Below are 18,473 nucleotides of genomic sequence, written 5' to 3'. Positions count from 1 at the left end.
ACGGCAACCTGCGGAATTTACACTCCCACACTCACATCACCCGTAAAAAATGCGTAAGTATCTGTTTTTATTGTTAAAAAAGTGTGAGGGTAGAAGTGCCTCTACTCGCACATACCCTCACACTACTCGCACATGCCAAGCCGGTGCGGCTTGGCCACGCCTCCATGCAGCGTCAGGTCCGGTCGTCAAATGCCTTCCAACACGCCTCGTAACTCCCGCGCCACTCGGCAGTGCTCTTGTTTGACCATTCCTCTTGCCAGGCTTTCAGCGCTCGGTCTCGCTCCAACGGAGTCACGTCGGCGTCCAGTTCGTTCAGGATGGTTGGAAACGCTACAATCGTCACCTGCGACTCGGCCGTGCCCTTCGCACCAGTGCAGACGCGGACTTTTTTCTTCGTGACCGTTCCCAGCTCTTCGAGGGCTTTTGCCACGGTTCTTGGCGCTGAGAGCGCATTTAGCACATTGGGAGCAGGCTGTTGCCAAGTGCTCTTACATACGTTCACGATTTCCGCCTGCGAGGTGATGTCCGCAAACCGATCATTTTGCCAGCAGTCATAGATGTGCGCCGCCAGTGGAGAAAAGCTTTCGCTGATGATCTCTGCCTTGGCATTGCTTTTAGGCGGTTGCCCCAGTACGGCGTCCCACCGTGCTTTATCAGCCCACACGGCGGCGAGCCGTGCAGCAAAGGCTTCTGCCATCTGCTTATCCCAAGCTTTTGTGTAGCCCTTATCTTTCAGCTCACCGAGCTGATGACACACCTTCTGCGCCTTCGCCTTCAAGTCTTTGGACATGCCTTCGCAGGCCACAACTGCGATCCGGCGGTCATCGTGATCGAGGTTAAGGTCATGGGCCGTGCTGTTGGATGACAGCTGCCACGCCGACAGATTGGCCGCCGTCTCCTTGGGCTTGGTCTTGATATTAAGGTTCAGCTCATCCGGCGTCTTCGCCATGTAGGTTTTCATGGTGTTATAGGCCGAGTGACCTGCCTTGGTTTTGCCACCAGATAGAACGTAGAGCTCATCCACGGTGATAAAACGCGCTTTCAAGAAGTCTTGGAACCCGTTGGAAAGCGCATCAGCGGAAACGTCTTGCCGGTTTTTTGACCCAACAAAGCGCGCGATGATCTCAGCGAGCAGGGATTTACCAATGCCCTGACCTCCCGTGATCAGGTAATGATGCCCTGGCTTCACCGACGGCGCGCCGACAACGACGGCCGCCCAATCAAGATACAGGTTCCAAAACTCTTCCCAATTATTGTCCATTGGCGCCATGCACTCGAACAGCACGCGTGCAAGCTGGCCAAACAACGATTTGGCCAAGGGGTCATCATCTGCGACCAGCTTACCCTGCCGGGTTGATATAACCGCATTTTTGGTTACTTCGGGGCAGCGCCACTGGTTGAGTACCAGCCGCCTGTAGCTATCATAATAGAGTTCCGGCGCCCCCGGAAAGTATCCGAAGGTATCCACCCTCAGGATGCCGGGTTGCGCTGCGAGATAGTCGTGCAACGGCTGGGTCTTGGTGATGGGGGGATCCGTATCCTTTTTGCCTGGCACGGTGTAGTCCAACTCGGATGCACCCCCGAACTGCGCCTTGAGTACGCCTGCTGCAGCATGCCATCCACGCCCACCTTGAGGCACAAGCGCTGCACGCTCGTAGAGCGTCCCGTCTTCCACGCGGAACACCATACCGGACAGAGCGTCCGTCAACGAACCAAATTCATGCAGCTTGGGACGAGTGGCCGTCGGCCAATTTACACCCACGCCCAGCGGATCAGCATCAATATCGTCGCGCGAGGGAATGTTGCTGAGGGACACAATCTCTTCATTGGTTCCACCGCCCTCAATGCCCTGCTGAGCCAAGACCTCGTCAACAGAACAGCCCGGCGTCTTTTCCAGTGCCGCATAAACATCACGCGCGGCTACATAGGCTGCTTTCCGATCACCAGTCTCATGACCATACTGCACGACCAGACCGCGCAGCTCCTTGAGCGCGCTTGCAGACTCGGTGAAGGACGACCAACGCTTTTCCACCCAGGCATCATCATTGTCGGCACCCCAGGAACCGCCCTGAGCCCACTCACGCCAAATCTCCAAGCCAAACTCAGCACCGCCGGTTGAGCCCCAGATCGCTGCGCAAACCTTGACGGCGTCGTCGTAATCCTCGAAGTCGTTGGCTGGCAGCGCCGCGACCAGCTCGCGCACACGCTTTTCATCCCACGTCTGGTTGGCCGGGTCCAAATCCGCAGGGCTCGCGGCTTTCTTGTGCCTGCGTGCGCCAACCTGACCCGAACTGCTCGACTTGCGCTCCAGCGTCGGGAAGGCGGCAATCAATAGCGCCTCCAGCTCATCGAGGATCAGCTTGCGGTGATCGGCCCCGCCGATCTCCGGCAGCGTGGCCAAATCCCTTGGCCCGCCTTCGATGAAGTAACTCCCGCCCTCTGGCGTGTCGTGGGTGCCGATCACCTTTACCTGCTGCCCGTCGCCCAGGAACTCCAGCTTGAAGGTCTCACCCGTATCGGAAAACCGGTATGCGCGGGATTGCTTGGGCGCAGGCTCCTCGGTGCGGAAGATGGCCGCGAACCGATAGACGCCCTTGGCATCCCGCCGCCGGTCCAAATACCCTTCAAGATTTTTCTGGCGGAAAAAGTCCCGCACCTTTTCCCCGACCTCTTGGTTGTCGCAGTCCACGTCCAACGTCGGGAAACGCGCGCATTTCAGCCCGGCGTCCTGGCCTTTCTTGGCCCATTCCCGCAGCGTGACAATGCTGAGCTGCTTGTTCTGCCAGTCGTCATAGTGCGGGCCTTTGTGGCCAGCCTTAAGCATGACCAGGTCTTCACCCGTTGCTTCTGCAGTATTGATCCAGGCGTCCCAATCTTCTATACTACCCATGCGTGTCATGGTGTCGCTCCAAGATGATTTGCGATACGGGCGTACACCAATATCGCTGTTGTGTAGTGAGCTAATCACTGTCGGATAAGTCTAAAAGCCTATGCGCTTCGCTTCGGGTTACGCATGCTTTAGACATTCATGGGCGGCGGGTCCTCCGGGAGCCGCCGCTACCCTCTACGCAGCCCGGCTTTCCTCGATGCGGTCTTCGATCCACTGGTGGACTTCGTGCTCCAACCAGACCGACAAACGCCCAAGCTTCACAGGGGCCGGAAATACCCCGTTGCGAATGTCGCGATAGATCGTCGAGCGCGCCAAGCCGCAAAGCGCTATCACTTCAGGCAAACGTATAAGCCGACTTGTTTCAGGGCGCTGAGAGACCCCATCGCTGGAATGTTCAATGATATCCGAAGGGAGTGTCCGCGGTGTTGCGGCACCGGGAGAACGCGGTTTCATGCTGCTGTCCCATAGAATTTGGGTTACTTTTGAACCCAAGCGTTTTCCGTACACGTCGAGTAAGCCGGCGCTCGTGCACGATCTTTAGAACAACGGCCAAAGCGTGACACTTTGACATGAGCGTTGCCAAGGTGGTTGGCAATGTCACCTTGATTTCTGTCTACATATTGCCAGCTAGAACCACAGGCTGTCAACATGTAGCGCCATTAGAGATGTGAAAGCCCTGTAAAAATATCGCGGCTATCGCTATGCCGTCTTGCTTGTATGCATCGTTACCACGTTTTGCGCCCCCGTGGTGGCGTCTTGGCCGTCCAAGTGAGACGCCCAGGCTTCCATCATCGGACGGCGACGCTCAACCGCAGAAACCCGCATGTAAGCCCGCTCTACAGCCCCCAGCTGGTGCGCCAGCTGCTCTTCAATCAGTTCACGCGCAAACTCCGTACAGGTGGCGGCCCAGCCTTTGAACGTGGCCCGCAATCCATGCACGGTGTACTGGCCATAGTTCATGCGCTTGAGCTGCATGATCGCAGCCATCTCCGACAGCGACTTACCTTTGCGTGGACCGGGAAACAGCCAGTCCTCCGGCACAACATCGCGCCCATGCCGCCGTTTGGCTTCCTCCAAAATCACCGCCATGCGTTCCGTGATCGGCACCACATGATCGCGCCGCATCTTCATACGCTCGGCCGGGATCGTCCACACCATCCGGTTCAGGTCAAGTTCCGCCCAGGTCGCAAAACGGGCCTCCCCCGTTCGGCAGGCCGACAGCACAATCCATTCAAGCATCAAAGCCGCAGTGCTCTCCGCCTGCCGGGTGCGCAGCTCCGCAATGAACGGTGCGATTTCATCATGTGGGATACTGGCGTGGTGCCCACGGGTCAGTTTGCGCGGCGCAGGCAGGGTCGCATCAAATTGCCGCCATGCAGCTGGGTTATCCGCATGAAAGTAACCATTCTGCGTGGCATGGCTAAACAGCCGCTCCAAACGCTCTCGGCTGCGCGTGGCTGTGACGCTTTTCGTGGTCCAGATCGGGCGCAACACGGCCAACACATCATCACGTGTCACCTTGGCCAAGGGCAGCGCGCGCAAACTCGCAGCATGTTTGCGAAACGTCGCTTCCCACTGCTGGATATGCGCTGCGTTGCTGAAGTTGGGCAGAACCGTTGGCAGGAAAATCTCGTCCGCGTAGCGGCCAAACGTCATCTCTTCGGCTTGAGCCGCTTGCGCCTCCGCTTTGGCGGCCTCTGCAGCCTGCTGGGCCTCCTCGATAGGGTCGAGCCCCGCTGCTACCATGTCACGCGCTGCCGCGGCTTTCTTGCGCGCCTGCGCCAAGGTTGTGGCCGGAAAGGACCCAAGACCCATTTCCCGTTGGTTCATCTTTGGCCCAGGTCTGTAGCGCAGCACCCACCGCGTGTTGCCCTTGGCCCCGCATCGCAGCGTCAGCCCGCCGCCGTCACTGAGCGTGGTGCCAGGCTTAACGCTTTCGACCTGCTTCACCGTCAGAAGGTGCAGTCCCTTTACCATGACCTCACCCCCCGCATTGCCTCAACATTCATGTTCGCCCCGCTGTCTGACCAAATCCCAGCCCCTCAATAGCCCCTCAAAAACCGTGGCTGTCAGAAGTCAGTAGCAGACAGGCATGGACAACGCAAACATCTAAGTAACTGTTTTAATGTATATTTCGTGTATATGATGTTTTGAGATGGACAGTCCTGGACGTGGGTTTACCGGCTCCTCGGTCCGCCACTTCAAACGCTTACGATTTAATGTGTCGTTTGTTTTTCGGTTTGTCGAAATAACGCACCCGTTTTTGCCCCTAAGCGCAGCACTTACCCGCCGATGTCACTGGAGCAGGACGGGGATGTGTCGGTGAAGAGGCGAGGGTCCCGCCCGTGAATGGCGCCGCGTCAGCTTGGTGCTTGATCGGCGGATCGTCATCTCTGGCTGGAATGTCGCGGGGCTTCCTTCCAATGCCGGGTTGGGCAACGTGTCATCACGCATTGCCGACGATTTCCCCTCGATTCGGGCTCCGACAGACCCATCCGGCTGCAATTGTCGGCAACTTTGGTGGCCAATGGACGCCCTCCCATCGGTTGGACGGGATACTGGGCACGTCGAGTGACTGCTTGCATCTTCGGGTCAGGGGGCGTGTGGACTGGGTTTGCACATCCCGCAACGTGTCGCCAGTCTTCGTCGGGCCTCGCGGCACAGAGACGGTCCAGGGTATTGCGCGACCGCATCTGTGACCGACTTATGGGACCCTCCTCGTGCCAAAAGTATGTGAAAGATGGCGCTTTAAGTATCGGGGGCTTGCCGAGACACGGCAGATCGCTACTTTACACGCGGGTAGGGTGCGGTATCCACCGCCAGCGGGTGAGGTGGCGAATGACACAGGAATTGACACTGTCGTGGTCGCGCGTCCCGATCAAGGTCTTGGATCAGGGCCGTACAAAAAGATGGCGGTGGACCAAGGTCACATGACGAAAGACACCTACAAGCAGAATGAGAGCGACCGAAGCCCGACGCAGGGCATTAACGTTCTGATTGCCGACGACCACCGGATGATCGCTGAAGCGTTGCGCAGTACGCTTCTGGCGCACGGGGGTTTCCGGGTTAGCCTGACCGAATCTCTTGACGGGACACTCGGCGCGCTGCGGCCCAACCGGAATGACGCAGTTCTGGTCCTGCTCGATATTACGATGCCTGGCATGCAGGGGCTGCGCTCGGTCAAACAGGTGATCGACGCGGTGCCCAAAGGCTCGGTTGTGCTGTTCTCGGGCACCAGCGACGCAGATTTCGTCTGGCGGGCCATCGACCTGGGGGCGAAAGGGTTCATTTCCAAATCGCAGCAGCTACGCAGCCTGCCCACGACCCTGCAACTTATACATGATGGCAATGAATTCGTTCCCATGTCGCTGTCGCGCCGTGACGAGGCGACCCCGGTGGCGGATGCCTCACTGAGCGAGACGGACCTCTACATCCTCAGGGCTGTGGCCGAGGGAAAAACGAACAAGGAAATCGCGCTCGAGATCAGCCGAAGCGAAGTGGCCGTCAAGATGAAAATGCGCGCAATTTGCCAGCGGCTTGACGCGCGCAACAGGGCCCACGCTGTCATCGTGGCCTCGCGGGCGAATCTGTTGTAACGGCGCCCCAGCCCTGCGACGAGCATTGTCGCCGCCCATCGACCTGAACGTGGAGCCAATCGTCCTTTTCGCACACCACTCTTGAAGGGACGCGCCACCGTTCTGCGTGACCCGTCGTGTGTTACTCTGCCGCCACCTTTGCCGCGCCGGAGGACGTTGCGTCAAGGTGCGCGCACCATTCAAGATTGTTGACCGGCGCCTGAAGCAAGGCGATTTCCAGCGACGTGTGCAGCACCGGCACCCGCAGGGATACGTCGCCAAGCATCTTGCGGTGCGTGCCGAACTCGTTCGTCGTGAAATCAGCGGACAGCAGGATGGTGGGCCTGTCGCGATAGAGCCGCCGCAAACGTTGCAGCGACGGGATCTGTGCGTTTACGCTCGCATGGCTGTCGAGGTCGATCATGACGAAGTTGATGCCGGGGTCGGCCGCCAGTGCATTTTCGAGTGCCGCGTAGTCCTGAATGGCGGTCAGTTCCGCCTCGTTTTGCTCGAGCGCGTCTTGCAGGCCGGCCACAAGGGAGGATCGCTTGCTGAGCAGGATGCAGCGAGCATCCGGACCGTCGTAAATGCTGAACATCGTAGCTGCACCCTCTGTGTACTGAACTTGGTGTAGTGTGCCATGGCCAGCGCCGGACTGCGCGCAAACTATAGGGTCATCCGGGCACCCATAGGATAGAGCGCAATCCTTTCGTGGTCGTCGGCAGGAAGCCGTCGTCTGCTCAGGATGACGGGGCCGCGTCAACCGCTTGGACGATGAACCGGTTGATCTCGGTTGCGACCACGATGGCCATGCCGTGGAGGCCTTCGCGATCGCCTGCGTCACAGACGCGTTCCAGCTCAAGCAGGGCCTGGCCAAGCCGCCGGTGTCCCGTGACCAGCAATGCGCCGCCAGCATGATGGGCTTTGCGGGCGAGGGCGCCCAACTCTTCCGCGTCGGCGGCCTGCGCATCGGCCGGCATCACAGCCCGCACATCCTGCAGATCGCGCACGGCCCGGGCCAATATGCCGGGGTCATTCACCGTGTCGCCATCGTCGGACGGCGCTTCGCTGTCGTCCGGGAACAGAGCACGTTCCGCCATGGCCTCCGCCATCACGGCCTCGAGCCGGGCGCTGTCGAGGGGCTTGAAAAGGAATGCGTCTATGCCGCCGGCGGCGATGCTGTCCTTGTCCGCCTCCGACAGCGTCGCCTTGGCGGTCGCCGCGACGATGCAGGCGTTGCCGGAGACGCCCGCATGCCGCAGACACCGCGCGACCGTTTCGCCGGACAGACCTGGCATGTTCAGATCGGTCAGGATCAGGTCGAAGGGGGTGTCGGTGGCGCTTTGAAGCCCTTTCACCCCGTCGTCCGCGGTCGTGACATGGCAGCCCAGCGAAACGAGCATGCCTTCCAGCAACTGACGGTTGGTCGCGTGATCCTCGATCAGCAGGACCGTTGTCCCCCGGATCGCCCCGTTGTCCGAGGTTGAGCGGGCCTCCGGCACCTCTTGCTCGTCAGGCACGGGTGGCGCATCCAGGGCCGACTCATTCTCCGACAGGGGGATGACCGCCTTGAACACCGATCCCTCACCGAGGGTGCTGTTCAGGAAAATCCGGCCGCCGAGGTTGTCCAGCGCCCTAGTCACGATCCCCAGCCCCAGTCCCGTGCCCGGGCTGGCCTGCACGCGAAACCCCGAGACATGGTCGGCGAAGATATGTTCCGCCTCGGTCTCGCTGAGGCCCGCTCCGGTATCGGCGACCTCGAGCACAAGTTCACGGTGGCCGGTCGTGTGGCTTTGAGAGGCGCGGATCGTCACCGTGCCGCCCTCGGTGGCCTTGATCGCGTTCGAGACCAGGTTGTGCACGACGCGAAACAAGTCGCGCGGCATCCCGTGCAGCATCGCCGGCACGGTCCAGTCGAATACCAACCTGTTCGCACGGGCCGCGGCGAGGGGCTGCATCTGCAGAAAGACCGAATGCGCCACCGCGCGGCCCTCGAATGTCTCGGGCGCGGTGCGGCCCGCCTCCACACTGTTCCGGGCGACCTCGAGCACGTCTTCAACTTGCTGCAGGGCGGTCTGCGCAGCTGCGCGGACCTTGGGCAGATACTGCCGACTGGCTCCCGGCCCATCGACCTTTTCGGCCATGTCCGCCGCGACGACGATACTGTGCAATGGCGTGCGCATTTCGTGGCTCATCGTTGCCAGAAACCGTTGCTTGGCGGCGGCATCGCTCCGGGCCTGGGCCAGGGCGTGCCGGGTTCTGCGCCGCGCGCGCCGTTCCCGGGACAGATCGCGGACAAAGCCGACAAGGACCTTCTGACGCGCCTGGTCGCGGACACGCACCACGTTCAGTTCGGCTGGAAAGAGCGTCCCGTCACCTCGGCGCGCGACGATCGGCATGTGGCGCATTTCGCTGTTCGCATCATCGGTCTGCTCAAGCAGCGCGTGCAGTCGATTCGCCATGGCGGCGCGCCCGTGTCGGGGCGACATTTCCGCCATGACGTCGCGGTCCAGCAATGTCGCGCGGTCCTGACCGAAAATCCGTTCCGCCGTGCGATTGACGTCGGCGACCCTCAAGGTTCGGTCCACCACGATGATGCCATCGCTCGAAACCTCGAGCACCTTTGCGAGGTAGCCCGTCAGGTCGCGTTCCGAGGCGTTCTTCTTGCCCAGGGACCGCCAGAGGTAAACAAGAATGCCACCCAGCACCAGCAAGAGCAGAATGAGAACGGAGAGTGTCAGGAACGACGTCCGCAGAGAGGCGTGAACCTCTTCGCGCTGGACTTCCTGATCCTCGATCGCGGCCAGCATCGCGTCCAGTGCGAATGCGCGGATCGAGGGGCGTGCGGCGCTGATCTCGGCCAGCAGGTCGCGCAACTCGGGGACCGTGACAAAGCGGCCGTCGTCGATCCGGACGGTCAGGCCGTCCCGCATATCCTGCAGGTCTCGCATTGCCTCCGCGACGGAGTCCTGGCGCGCGAACATCCCGTAACGTTCGGCGACAGTATCAACCCGCGCGTAGAAGATGTTGAACCGTTCGAGGATCTCGGCTTGCGCCGCGGCAGGCAGGCGCCCCTTGGCCTGAAGCTCGATCAGGCCGTCCTGAACGGCCATCTCGAACCGGTTGTAAGCGACCTCGACCTGGGCGAAATTCCACGCGTCACTGTCGGAGCGGGCCATGGCGAAGTGGTCTATCTTTCTCGATAGCTGCTGGCCCAGCCCCACCAGCAGGGCAAAGGCCAGGACGAGCGCAAGGCCCGCACCGATCCGCTGCAATGTCACCATGGTCCGCTGGCCCCTCGATCAGGCGCCGGACTCCGAAGGGGTGCCGGGGGCCTCCAGCACGATGTCCGTCAATTGCCAGACCGAACGGCCGTAATGCAACTCGGTGTTGTATTCGGGACCCTTGTCGAAGGGAAACATCACCCAAAGTGGCCCTTTCTCGCGAATCGAGTAGGGCGCACCATCGATCCTGTTGGCGATGATTGGATACTCTTCCCCGATCATCTCGGGCTCCAGGGTCGCTGCATAGTCGTTGGCCGCGATGAGCTTGACCGGAACGGTCGGTTCTGCTCCGCTCTCGACCAGAACGTCGTGAAGCGATGGCCCGGAAAACTGGTGGTCTTGCTTTGTCCAGAGCGTCGAGGTGACGAAGGATTGCTGATCCATCGCCATCAGGTCGGCATCGGTCAGTTCAATCGGGTCGGCCGTCTCGGAAACCTGGACCGTCAGCACCACGGGGGCATTGTCGGCCGACACCGGGTCCGACCACGACAACACAATCGTGCCGAGAAGTGCCAGAACGAAGGGGATTGCCAAGGATTTTTGTGACATGACGCTTTTCCTTAGAAGTTCTTTGGTTGATGGTACGCGCCGGGCCCTGCATCGGGGACACCCGGCCATGGTGTCACCTAGCAAGGTCCTCGCGATGGCAGAACAAATCTTTCGTTTCGCCCTCAAACCGATGGTCATGACAAAAGGCAAGCAAAAAGGACAGGCCATCTTGCCGACCTGTCCTTTCGTCGTGGTCTGTTCCGTTCGCCTGGCGCGCGTTCACGCAGGTCACAGAAACCAATGCATGACTGAAAATCTTTCGAGCCGTTGAGGCGTGATGGCGAATGAATGACGGTACGGTGGCGTTCTTCGGAGCGTTCGCTGACGCGAAGGGGGGTCGTTGACACGCTCCGCGCACCACTTTGCAGTATCGGCACCTTGTCCGGCCAGGCCGCTCTTCCCCAACAGGACCGTTCTGGCCGGACATCCGTGCGATAACCGATCACGTTGCCGTCGCATGCCGCCGGTCGGTGTGCGCAGGTGATCGTTCGCCGCGTTCGTGCGACCGCAAGTACGGCCATGGTGACACCGCAGCATCGCTCTTGGCGACCGCGCCCAGACGGTCGATCGTTGGTCATTGAGATCAAACCCATTGCGGCCGCCTTCCGGTGGGCCTTCGGGGGCGAATAGATCGTCTGTTTCGCACCGTGCTCAGCGGCGAGGCCGGCTGCCAGCTCAGCAAAGATGTGCGTGTCGCTCCACGGAGCGTACAGCACTCTTGCGCGGAGCCTGTGCCGAGGGGTGGCGGACATCAAGCCGTGGGGGCGAAACGGTCATATTCCGCCGTCGTCGGCAAGGCGTCAGTCCTGAATCCCTCGCCGAAGGGCCTCCCGGCGGCCTGCGCCTTCTATGTCGGCCAGATCATTCGATTCCACCTTTGACGTATTGGCCCCATCTGGACGAACGACCGTCTTGATACGATAGGAACGGCCCTCATGATCCGTGGTTGCGTTGTGCCGCGGCAGGATCGTGCGCAACTCGCAGGACATGCGCAGGCCGATCGTCGTCGTTTCCCGGAAACAGATCTGCGTCACCTCTTCGAGGCGGCCCGGCCGGCAAAGAACCTCGATCCGTGCCGTCATGCGTGATTTCTTGCCCAGTGCGCTGATCTGAAGGACATCGACAACGCCCTCGGTCGCGCGGATGTTGTCCAGGCCGACGGCGAGATCCTCCGGGGTCTGATCGTCCACGGCAAAGCTGATGACGCCGATCCGATCGTGCTCGGACCCCTGCGCAGACCAGACGACCAGGCGGAGCGCATTCGCTATTGCAGGCAACGCCCGCTGGCCCAACCCGTATCCTCCGCCCTGCGACGCCCATTGTCCTGCGGGTAGGTGCCCTGACGGAGCGAGGTGCGCATAGATCGCCGCCCCCGTGGGTGTTACGCGTTCTCCGGGTTGGCCATCGTCCACCATGGGCGCGCCGGATAGCAGTTCTAAAGTTGCGGGCGCCGGTACGGGAAGCGGACCGTGCTCGGTCTGCACGCGGCCGCTGCCCACGGGGAGAGCCGAGGCGCTGGCCGTCGCCACGCCCGCGCGCTCGAGCAGAAAGCCTGCAAGCAGGATATCGGCGATCGAATCCCAATCGGCCACTTCGTGGAAATGGACCTCGGCCAGATCGATTCCATGCACGCGGGCCTCGGCCATCCCCAGCCGCGCGAGGATATCAAGCGCGCGCCGCCGCGTGCCCTCGTCAGGTGCGGCCTCGACCAGCGTCTGGCGAAAGTCCGCGTAATGCCGCGGTGCGGCCTCGGCCCCCGGGAAATCGAACACCACCCGAGCGCCGCGCAACCCCTTGTCATGCGCCGCCTCCAGCCGCAGCCCGATCCCGGGCCCGATGCCGGCCGCCAGTTCTCGCGCCGGTTCGAGCTGACAACCTCATGGGCGTACGTGCGCACCGTTGCGTGGGTCGATCCACGGCACGACTCCTTTCGACGATCGGCAGATTGTCTTCCAAATCCCGCTCTTCCGGATTGGGCGGTCCGTCGAAGAATATATCAAACTGCGACGCTGAAGCCATGGCTTTTCGCAGCTTCGACGATGCTGCCGACCACTTTCGCCACTCGGTGCGCGCTCGCCATCGTACTGGCCCCTGCCACACGCGCAGGGCCAGCCGACGCGGATGCGCGCGCGCGCGACATGGTTATCGCAACCGCTGCGCCCGGCGCGCAGGATTTCCGGCCATGTTTCGCGGCCTGATCACCCTGATGGTCAACTATCGCAATTTCGGCCAGGCGCATCGTGCCATCCTGCGCCCGCGGAGGCAGGATGGTCCCCCGCGACCCATCCCCTTTGAACACGAGGCGCGGCGGGTCCAATGATCCGCGAACATCGTCACCAGCCCGGCGGCCGTCCCATGTCGAGGTCGCCATAGGAAAAGGCGATCACTCTTCCATCGTCGAGCGGCAGGCGAACGACACGGCGCCGCGCATCATAAAGAATGGTGCCCGAATAGGTCAAGGAATCCGCGCCGTCCTGCAAGCGCACGCGCAGACTTGCGCAGCCCGACTGGGCATCGGGGCAGGGCGTGTCCAGATCGAACGCCGCGTCGTCCTCCATGCCCAGCCGGGCACGATTTGACAGCATCCGCTGCCACCCGAGCGCCTCGACCAGGTATCGCGGCATCCGTGCCATGTAGAGGCTTTCATCGACTTCGCCCGGATCGAACAAGTCCATCGGTCCGGCCTCTTCCGGACCGCCACGCATCATCTCGCCCATATAACTGGGAAATTCGACCCAGCCCCGTCCGCCGGGATCCAGCATCGCCATGCGATCCGTACCGATATAGGTCGCGCCCGGCCCTGGATGGTTGTATTCGGTGAAATCGCCGTCCGGCGTATGCGTCATGGTAAAGTCTTCGGGCGACACGGTCATGCGCACCCTGCAGGTTTCTGGCGCGGCGGGCGGGTCCACGTTCACCGTCTGCGGCTGGCGGTCTCGTGGCGGCCGCACGACCGGGCCAAGTTCCTCCCACGCTTGCGCCATGGCCGCGGCCCGGCTCGCCGGTCCTGATCCGTTGGTGCGGCCGATGACCGACCGTTCGATCAGGTTTGTCCGGATGTCGAACAGGTCGACCTGAACCAGGGTCAGCTCGGCCTGTTCGGGGCTGAGGACGCTGACCTTGAGGTGGCGCGCGGCCTGCGTGCCCCGCGGCACCGGCGAGAGCGGCGCACAGGGATCGAACACGTCGGTCCTGGTCTCCGCGTCGGTGTCTTCGAGGACCGAAAGCGGCAGAACGTGCCCGTCGTCGTCCAGCAAAGCATAGACCTCCGCATGGCGGGCATCGGCGCCCGCGGGCGTGTCGCCTGGCCCCGTTCCTGGCAGAGTACGCGGCGCGTGCAGGTAGTCCCCGGCCATCGCCTTGGGCAGCCCAATTGTGTCGGCGACAAGCCCGACGACCTCTTCGCGCAGCGCGGGATCGATTTGAAAGGGTGCATCTGTGCCGCCGCCGGCGGCCTGGGCAAGATGCAAGGCCCCGCACCCGGGCGCGGGGCAGGACGGCGATGCGTTCTGCGCCGCACCGGGCGTGCCCGCCTCAAGGGCCGTATCGGGCAGGTCGGTGACTGCTGTGACCTGCAACGCGGCGGCAATGGAAAGGGAGTAAAAAAGCATTCGGGATGTCTCCGTCGTCTTGTCTGGTCAAATCCTGACGTGTGCCTGGCGACCTGCCCGCCGCGCGGTTCAGTCGCCACGGCCCTGCAAGCCAAGGCCGAACCGGAGCGTCACCGGCATGGCCTCGACCCGCGTCTGCGGCAGGGTGACCTCGAGATCGACGGCATCGCGCGGCCCGGCGATCACCAGGTTCGCCCGCGGGTCGGCGGGCTCGGGCGCGGCGCCGCCGGTCAAGGCCTCGACACCCGTCAGACTGCCTTCGCGCATCGCGCACACGAGTTTGAGCGGTTCATCCTCCGGCCGTTCGCGGCGCTCGTCGCGGCAGGTCATGCGCGCGCCCTCGACATCCACTTCCACGCCCCATCCCGGAACCTCAGAGAAATCGACATCCTCGATCAGAACACTCCGCGTACCGTCGTCCATGACGTCGATATCCAGGTCCATCCCGATCTCGAGCCGCGTTGCATCCGGATGCGGAAGACCTGGCAAGATCAGCGGCACACGAATCCATCCCTTTTCGGGGTTATGGGTGATTTGGTGGCGCATGAAATAGCCCTCTTCCTCGAAATTCCGATCAAAGGGACCTGCACCGGCCATAAGATTCTTGCCCGTATCGTCGCTTGCGCGCGTCACGCGTGCGCTCTCCGCAAGCCCCGAAATCCCGGGGTGCTCGATCGCCAGTTCAATCGCCGTGTAGGGATCGGCCAGATCGGCAGAGGGGGCCGGATCGGTCAGGCGCAGGACTTCCAGATAGACTTTGGGCTCGCCCGCCGCCTGCACAGGCAGCGCCAGGACAACCGCCGTGATCAAGGGGTGCATACAATGTTTCATGGGTCATTCCCGCATAATCCAAATCCACATCCGGCCTTCTGGGGCCGCGTTTGCGATGCCGACAAGTCGATCCTCTGCCGAACGCCAGCCCCGCGACACAGGCAAACTGGTGCCACGGTGGCCCGCCTCGCGCCCCGTCCAAATGAAGGGGCGCGGGGCCGTGTTCAGCCGCCGCGTCGTGGCGGGGCCGAGATCGGGCGTAGCGCGGTGCAGGGCGCGCACCGGCTGCCATTGGCGCGGGCAAACACGGGCCACAGGTAACCGGCCACCGCGCCGCCCCAAGACGGGGCCGCTCAGAGGGTCTGCCGCAGCACCCCTGCGGGGGGCAGATCCCCGGCCTCGGTCGGTACCGTTTTATCGGTGTAGTTGAACCAGAACCGCTCGGTGTCCGTGTCGCGGATGCGGACGCCCTCGGGCATGGGCCGCACGGCCAGCCCCGCGCGATCGGCGATATCATTGACCAGCCTGTCAAACCCGGCCCCGTCGAGCCAGCCTGCCAGATAGGTCAGCGACCCGAAGCGTTGCGCCACGGCCTGGCCTGTCGCGGTTTCCAGAATGGTCGCGCCCGTGCCCTCGATCTCGTCGAGATAGCCCAAGATGGCCCCGCTCCCGGCCAGGGGCAGCGGCATGTCGGGGCGCATGGACTCAACTCGGGCGACCCGCAGGTCGATCCCCGGCAGATCGGGCGGCAAGGCCGCCGGGATGGCCATGTCGCGGGTGCGCGCTCCGGCGCGGGGGCCGAGCACCACCTGAGCGTCACTGGCCAGAAGCGCCGCCTTGAGGTCCTCGGGCAGGATCATCAGACCCGGCGCGAAGATGGCCTTGTATCCCGTCAGCGCCGCGGCCTTTGGGCGGACGATGTCCACCGACAGCCCGGCCCGGCGCAGGGCGCGGTAGCAGTCGAACGCCAGCCCGAAGCCGGACAGCCCGGCACCGTGCGGTTGCACCTCCCAGGCCCAGTCGGACTCGTAGTCGAAGATCAAGGCCACGGGGGCCTTCACAGGCTGCACCTCCGGCGCTTCGGCGATCTCGGCAGCGACCTGTTGGGCCTCCTCCATGGCGGGGGCCTCGGCGCTGTCGGGCCGCAGCAGGCCTGCGTGCATCTGTTCCTGGGCAAAGGGGGCCTGGCGCCAACGAAAATAACAGATCGCCTCGGCCCCGTGGGCAAAGGCCTCCCACGTCCAGAGGCGCACCATGCCCGGCAGCGGGGCGGGATTGTAGGGTGCCCAGTTCACCGGGCCGGGCTGCTGTTCCATCACCCACCAGCGGCCCCGCCCCACGGCGCGGTAGAGGTCGTGATGGAAGGCCTGGAAATCCGGGTCGCCCTGGCGGTTGTAGCGGCGCTTGTGCGCATCCTCGGCCCCGACGACATTTTCCAGGAAGCCAAGCGGGTAGCTGTCCCAGGACGCGATATCGAGATCATCGCCCACCTTGTAGTGATCGAAATCCGTGACCCGCCCCATGTAGTTGTGGGCGATCGGTGCCTTTGACTGCGCCCGCAGGATATCCACCTGCACCTTGTTGAAGCGCACCACCTGATCCGAACTGAACCGGCGGAAGTCCAGCGCATGCGACGGGTTGGGTTCCGTCACGGTCAGGTTGGGCAGATCCACATCGTCGAAACTGGCATAGTCCATGGACCAGAAGACGTTGCCCCAGGCGCGGTTCAGCGCCTCGGGCGATTGATAGCGCTGCGCCAGCCAGTCGCGGAATGCCGATCGGGCCGCCTCGGAATAGGACAGGATGGTATCGTGGCAGCCGTATTCATTGTCGGTCTGCCAGGCCGCGACATGGGGGTTGGAACGATAGCGTTCGGCCATGAGCGTGACGATCCGGCGGCATTCGTCAAGATAGCCCGCGTGGCTGAAGCAGTAGTGCCGACGTGAGCCGAACCTGCGCGGACGCCCCTCGGCATCGACGGCCAGCATGTCGGGATGCTTGTCCACCACCCAGCGCGGCGGCGTGGCAGTGGGCGTGCCAAGGACCACCTTCAATCCCGCTTGCCCCAGCACCTCGATGGCACGGTCCAGCCAGTCCCAGTGCAGATCGCCCGGCGCGGGCTCGATCCGGCCCCAGGCGAATTCCCCGATCCGCACCCAGGTCAGCCCCAGCTCGGCCATGCGGGCGGCATCGTCCTGCCAGACCTCCTCGGGCCAGTGTTCGGGATAGTAGCAAGTGCCAAGCGTGCGCTGCATGGGGCCTCGGGGGGTATCGGGTTTCAGGAACGGGTTGCGTCGTAGGCGGCGACGGCCTCTGCCGCCAGATCGCCCACGCGAGCGGCATCAAATCCAGGCTTGTAGAGGGTCGTGCCCAGCCCGAAGCCGGTGATCCCGGCCGCACGCCACGCGGCAAAGTCGGCCGGTCCGACGCCGCCCACCGCATATGTGGCGGCCGCATCGGGCAGCACCGCCGAAAGGGCCTTGAACCCGTCGAGCCCCAGCTTGAAGGCCGGAAAGAATTTCAGGCCGTCCGCGCCGTGGCGCAGGGCGGTGAAGCACTCGGTCGCGGTAAAGACCCCGGGAAAGGACGCCATGCCCTGGGCCTTGGTCGCGGCGATGACCTCGGGGTTGGTATCCGGCGACACCACCATCCCCGCGCCGATCCCGGCCAGCCGCGCAACCGCCTGGGTGTCCAGGACCGTCCCCGCCCCGATTGTCGCGCTGTCGCCGGCATGGGCGATCATGCGCGCGATGCTGTCGTAAGGGTCCGGCGAGTTCAGCGGCACCTCGATGCGGGAAATGCCGGCTGCGATCAGCGCCTCGGTGATCGGCACGGCTTCGTGCGGTTGCACGCCGCGCAGGATGGCGATGATGTCTCGGGTCATTGGGCGGCCTCGCGCAGGGTGTCATGGGCCGCGCGCAGCCCGCGCAGGGCCATGCCCTCGCCGGCCACGGTGGCAACGCTGGCACCTTGGGCGGCCAATGCGGCATGATAGGCCCCGGCGATCCCGCCCGCGCCGACCACGCGGATATCCTGGCCCAGCCAGTAGGGCCGCGCCCCGGCCAGTTCCATGCCGATCAACAGCCCGGAAAGCCGGGCGCGGGAGGGTCCCGGCCCGGTGCCTTCCAGCAGCGCTCCGGCACGGATGGAAAAGAGCTCGGCCGCCACGGTGGCGGGCCGCGAGATGGCATCCTCGACCGCCGTCGCAAAGGCCCCGGCATCCCAGTCGCCTCCGGTCACTGAATGGCGCAGCACAGAGGCCTGTTCGAGCAGCGCGAAGATCTCGCCCGTCATGAAGGTGCGGCAGCTCACGACCTCGCCGGCGCTGATGTGCGCCCATTTCGTGTGCGTGCCCGGCAGGCAGAGCACCCCGTCGAAGCCGGGCGTGTCGGCAAGAAACCCGGCGATCTGGGTTTCCTCGCCGCGCATCACGTCCGGCGGCGAGACCTGCTTGATCCCGGGCACGATGAAGACGGAAAGACGCGCATCGGCAGTCTCGACCGGGACGGCCGATACGATCGACGGCGGCGCGCAGGGCACCGCCGCATAGGGGGCCTCGGCCCAGCCCTGCCGTGAGCCGGCCATGCCGCAAACGATCACCGGCACCGTGCCGCCCCGGGGCAGCGCGTCACCAACCAGCGCCAGCAGCGCCGGTTCGAACTGGCCGCTCGACAGGTTGCCCATGCCCCGGTCGGACTGGCGCTGATCCAGCACCGCGCCGTCCGGCCCCATGATCCAGACCCGCAGGTGCGACGTGCCCCAGTCCACGGCAAGCCATTCCGGTGTCATGTCA

Annotated in this window: 15 protein-coding genes; 2 read left to right on the top strand and 13 right to left on the bottom strand. The window is 63.3% G+C overall.

Annotated elements, in window-relative coordinates; all coding sequences use genetic code 11:
* Nucleotides 1–172: 172 nt before the first annotated feature.
* From ACH107_RS00145 to ACH107_RS00135, 3 genes are all read right to left on the bottom strand, one after another.
* Nucleotides 173–2,899: a DUF5906 domain-containing protein gene (locus ACH107_RS00145; protein ID WP_412504148.1), complete on the bottom strand. Its 2,727-nt coding sequence runs from the start codon at nucleotides 2,897–2,899 to the stop codon at nucleotides 173–175.
* A 165-nt stretch (nucleotides 2,900–3,064) separates the two neighbouring features.
* Nucleotides 3,065–3,343: a helix-turn-helix transcriptional regulator gene (locus ACH107_RS00140; protein ID WP_412504147.1), complete on the bottom strand. Its 279-nt coding sequence runs from the start codon at nucleotides 3,341–3,343 to the stop codon at nucleotides 3,065–3,067.
* Between the two features lie 246 nt (nucleotides 3,344–3,589).
* Nucleotides 3,590–4,867: a tyrosine-type recombinase/integrase gene (locus tag ACH107_RS00135; protein WP_412504146.1), complete on the bottom strand. Its 1,278-nt coding sequence runs from the start codon at nucleotides 4,865–4,867 to the stop codon at nucleotides 3,590–3,592.
* 953 nt (nucleotides 4,868–5,820) lie between these two features.
* Between ACH107_RS00135 and ACH107_RS00130 the strand changes: the two genes are divergently transcribed.
* On the top strand, nucleotides 5,821–6,486 hold the full coding sequence (locus ACH107_RS00130; protein WP_412504145.1) for a response regulator transcription factor: 666 nt from the start codon (nucleotides 5,821–5,823) through the stop codon (nucleotides 6,484–6,486).
* A 121-nt stretch (nucleotides 6,487–6,607) separates the two neighbouring features.
* On the opposite strand, the gene ACH107_RS00125 is transcribed toward ACH107_RS00130, so the two are convergent.
* The 3 genes from ACH107_RS00125 to ACH107_RS00115 form a co-directional block, all read right to left on the bottom strand.
* Entirely contained in the window at nucleotides 6,608–7,063 is a 456-nt protein-coding gene (locus ACH107_RS00125; RefSeq protein ID WP_310703064.1) for a hypothetical protein, read from the bottom strand.
* 142 nt (nucleotides 7,064–7,205) lie between these two features.
* Entirely contained in the window at nucleotides 7,206–9,749 is a 2,544-nt protein-coding gene (locus ACH107_RS00120) for an ATP-binding protein (protein ID WP_412504144.1), read from the bottom strand.
* Nucleotides 9,750–9,767: 18 nt separating this feature from the next.
* Entirely contained in the window at nucleotides 9,768–10,298 is a 531-nt protein-coding gene (locus ACH107_RS00115; protein WP_412504143.1) for an oxidoreductase, read from the bottom strand.
* Between ACH107_RS00115 and ACH107_RS00110 the strand changes: the two genes are divergently transcribed.
* The gene (locus ACH107_RS00110; protein WP_310691121.1) at nucleotides 10,297–10,569 is read left to right on the top strand and encodes a hypothetical protein; all 273 of its coding nucleotides are present in this window, start codon (nucleotides 10,297–10,299) and stop codon (nucleotides 10,567–10,569) included. The two genes, ACH107_RS00115 and ACH107_RS00110, sit on opposite strands and share 2 nt — an antisense overlap.
* Nucleotides 10,570–11,098: 529 nt before the next feature.
* On the opposite strand, the gene ACH107_RS00105 is transcribed toward ACH107_RS00110, so the two are convergent.
* From ACH107_RS00105 to ACH107_RS00075, 7 genes are all read right to left on the bottom strand, one after another.
* Complete coding sequence (locus tag ACH107_RS00105; protein WP_412504168.1) at nucleotides 11,099–12,124, bottom strand: LarC family nickel insertion protein; 1,026 nt, start codon at nucleotides 12,122–12,124, stop codon at nucleotides 11,099–11,101.
* Nucleotides 12,125–12,294: 170 nt separating this feature from the next.
* Nucleotides 12,295–12,537 (bottom strand): hypothetical protein, encoded by a 243-nt coding sequence (locus ACH107_RS00100; RefSeq protein ID WP_412504142.1) that lies wholly within the window; start codon nucleotides 12,535–12,537, stop codon nucleotides 12,295–12,297.
* A gap of 94 nt (nucleotides 12,538–12,631) precedes the next feature.
* Nucleotides 12,632–13,909, bottom strand: coding sequence for a hypothetical protein (locus ACH107_RS00095; protein WP_412504141.1), 1,278 nt, complete (start codon nucleotides 13,907–13,909; stop codon nucleotides 12,632–12,634).
* 69 nt (nucleotides 13,910–13,978) lie between these two features.
* Nucleotides 13,979–14,740, bottom strand: a complete 762-nt coding sequence (locus ACH107_RS00090; RefSeq protein ID WP_412504140.1) for a hypothetical protein — start codon at nucleotides 14,738–14,740, stop codon at nucleotides 13,979–13,981.
* Nucleotides 14,741–15,033: 293 nt separating this feature from the next.
* Entirely contained in the window at nucleotides 15,034–16,935 is a 1,902-nt protein-coding gene (locus tag ACH107_RS00085; RefSeq protein ID WP_412504139.1) for a beta-galactosidase, read from the bottom strand.
* Nucleotides 16,936–16,958: 23 nt separating this feature from the next.
* Nucleotides 16,959–17,564, bottom strand: a complete 606-nt coding sequence (locus ACH107_RS00080; protein WP_412504138.1) for a 2-dehydro-3-deoxy-6-phosphogalactonate aldolase — start codon at nucleotides 17,562–17,564, stop codon at nucleotides 16,959–16,961.
* Complete coding sequence (locus tag ACH107_RS00075; protein WP_412504137.1) at nucleotides 17,561–18,469, bottom strand: 2-dehydro-3-deoxygalactonokinase; 909 nt, start codon at nucleotides 18,467–18,469, stop codon at nucleotides 17,561–17,563. The genes ACH107_RS00080 and ACH107_RS00075 overlap by 4 nt, the downstream gene beginning before the upstream one ends.
* Nucleotides 18,470–18,473 lie beyond the last annotated feature (4 nt).

This window comes from Roseovarius halophilus (ex Wu et al. 2025), from assembly GCF_047086965.1.
This window is presented reverse-complemented; position numbering and strand designations above follow the sequence as displayed.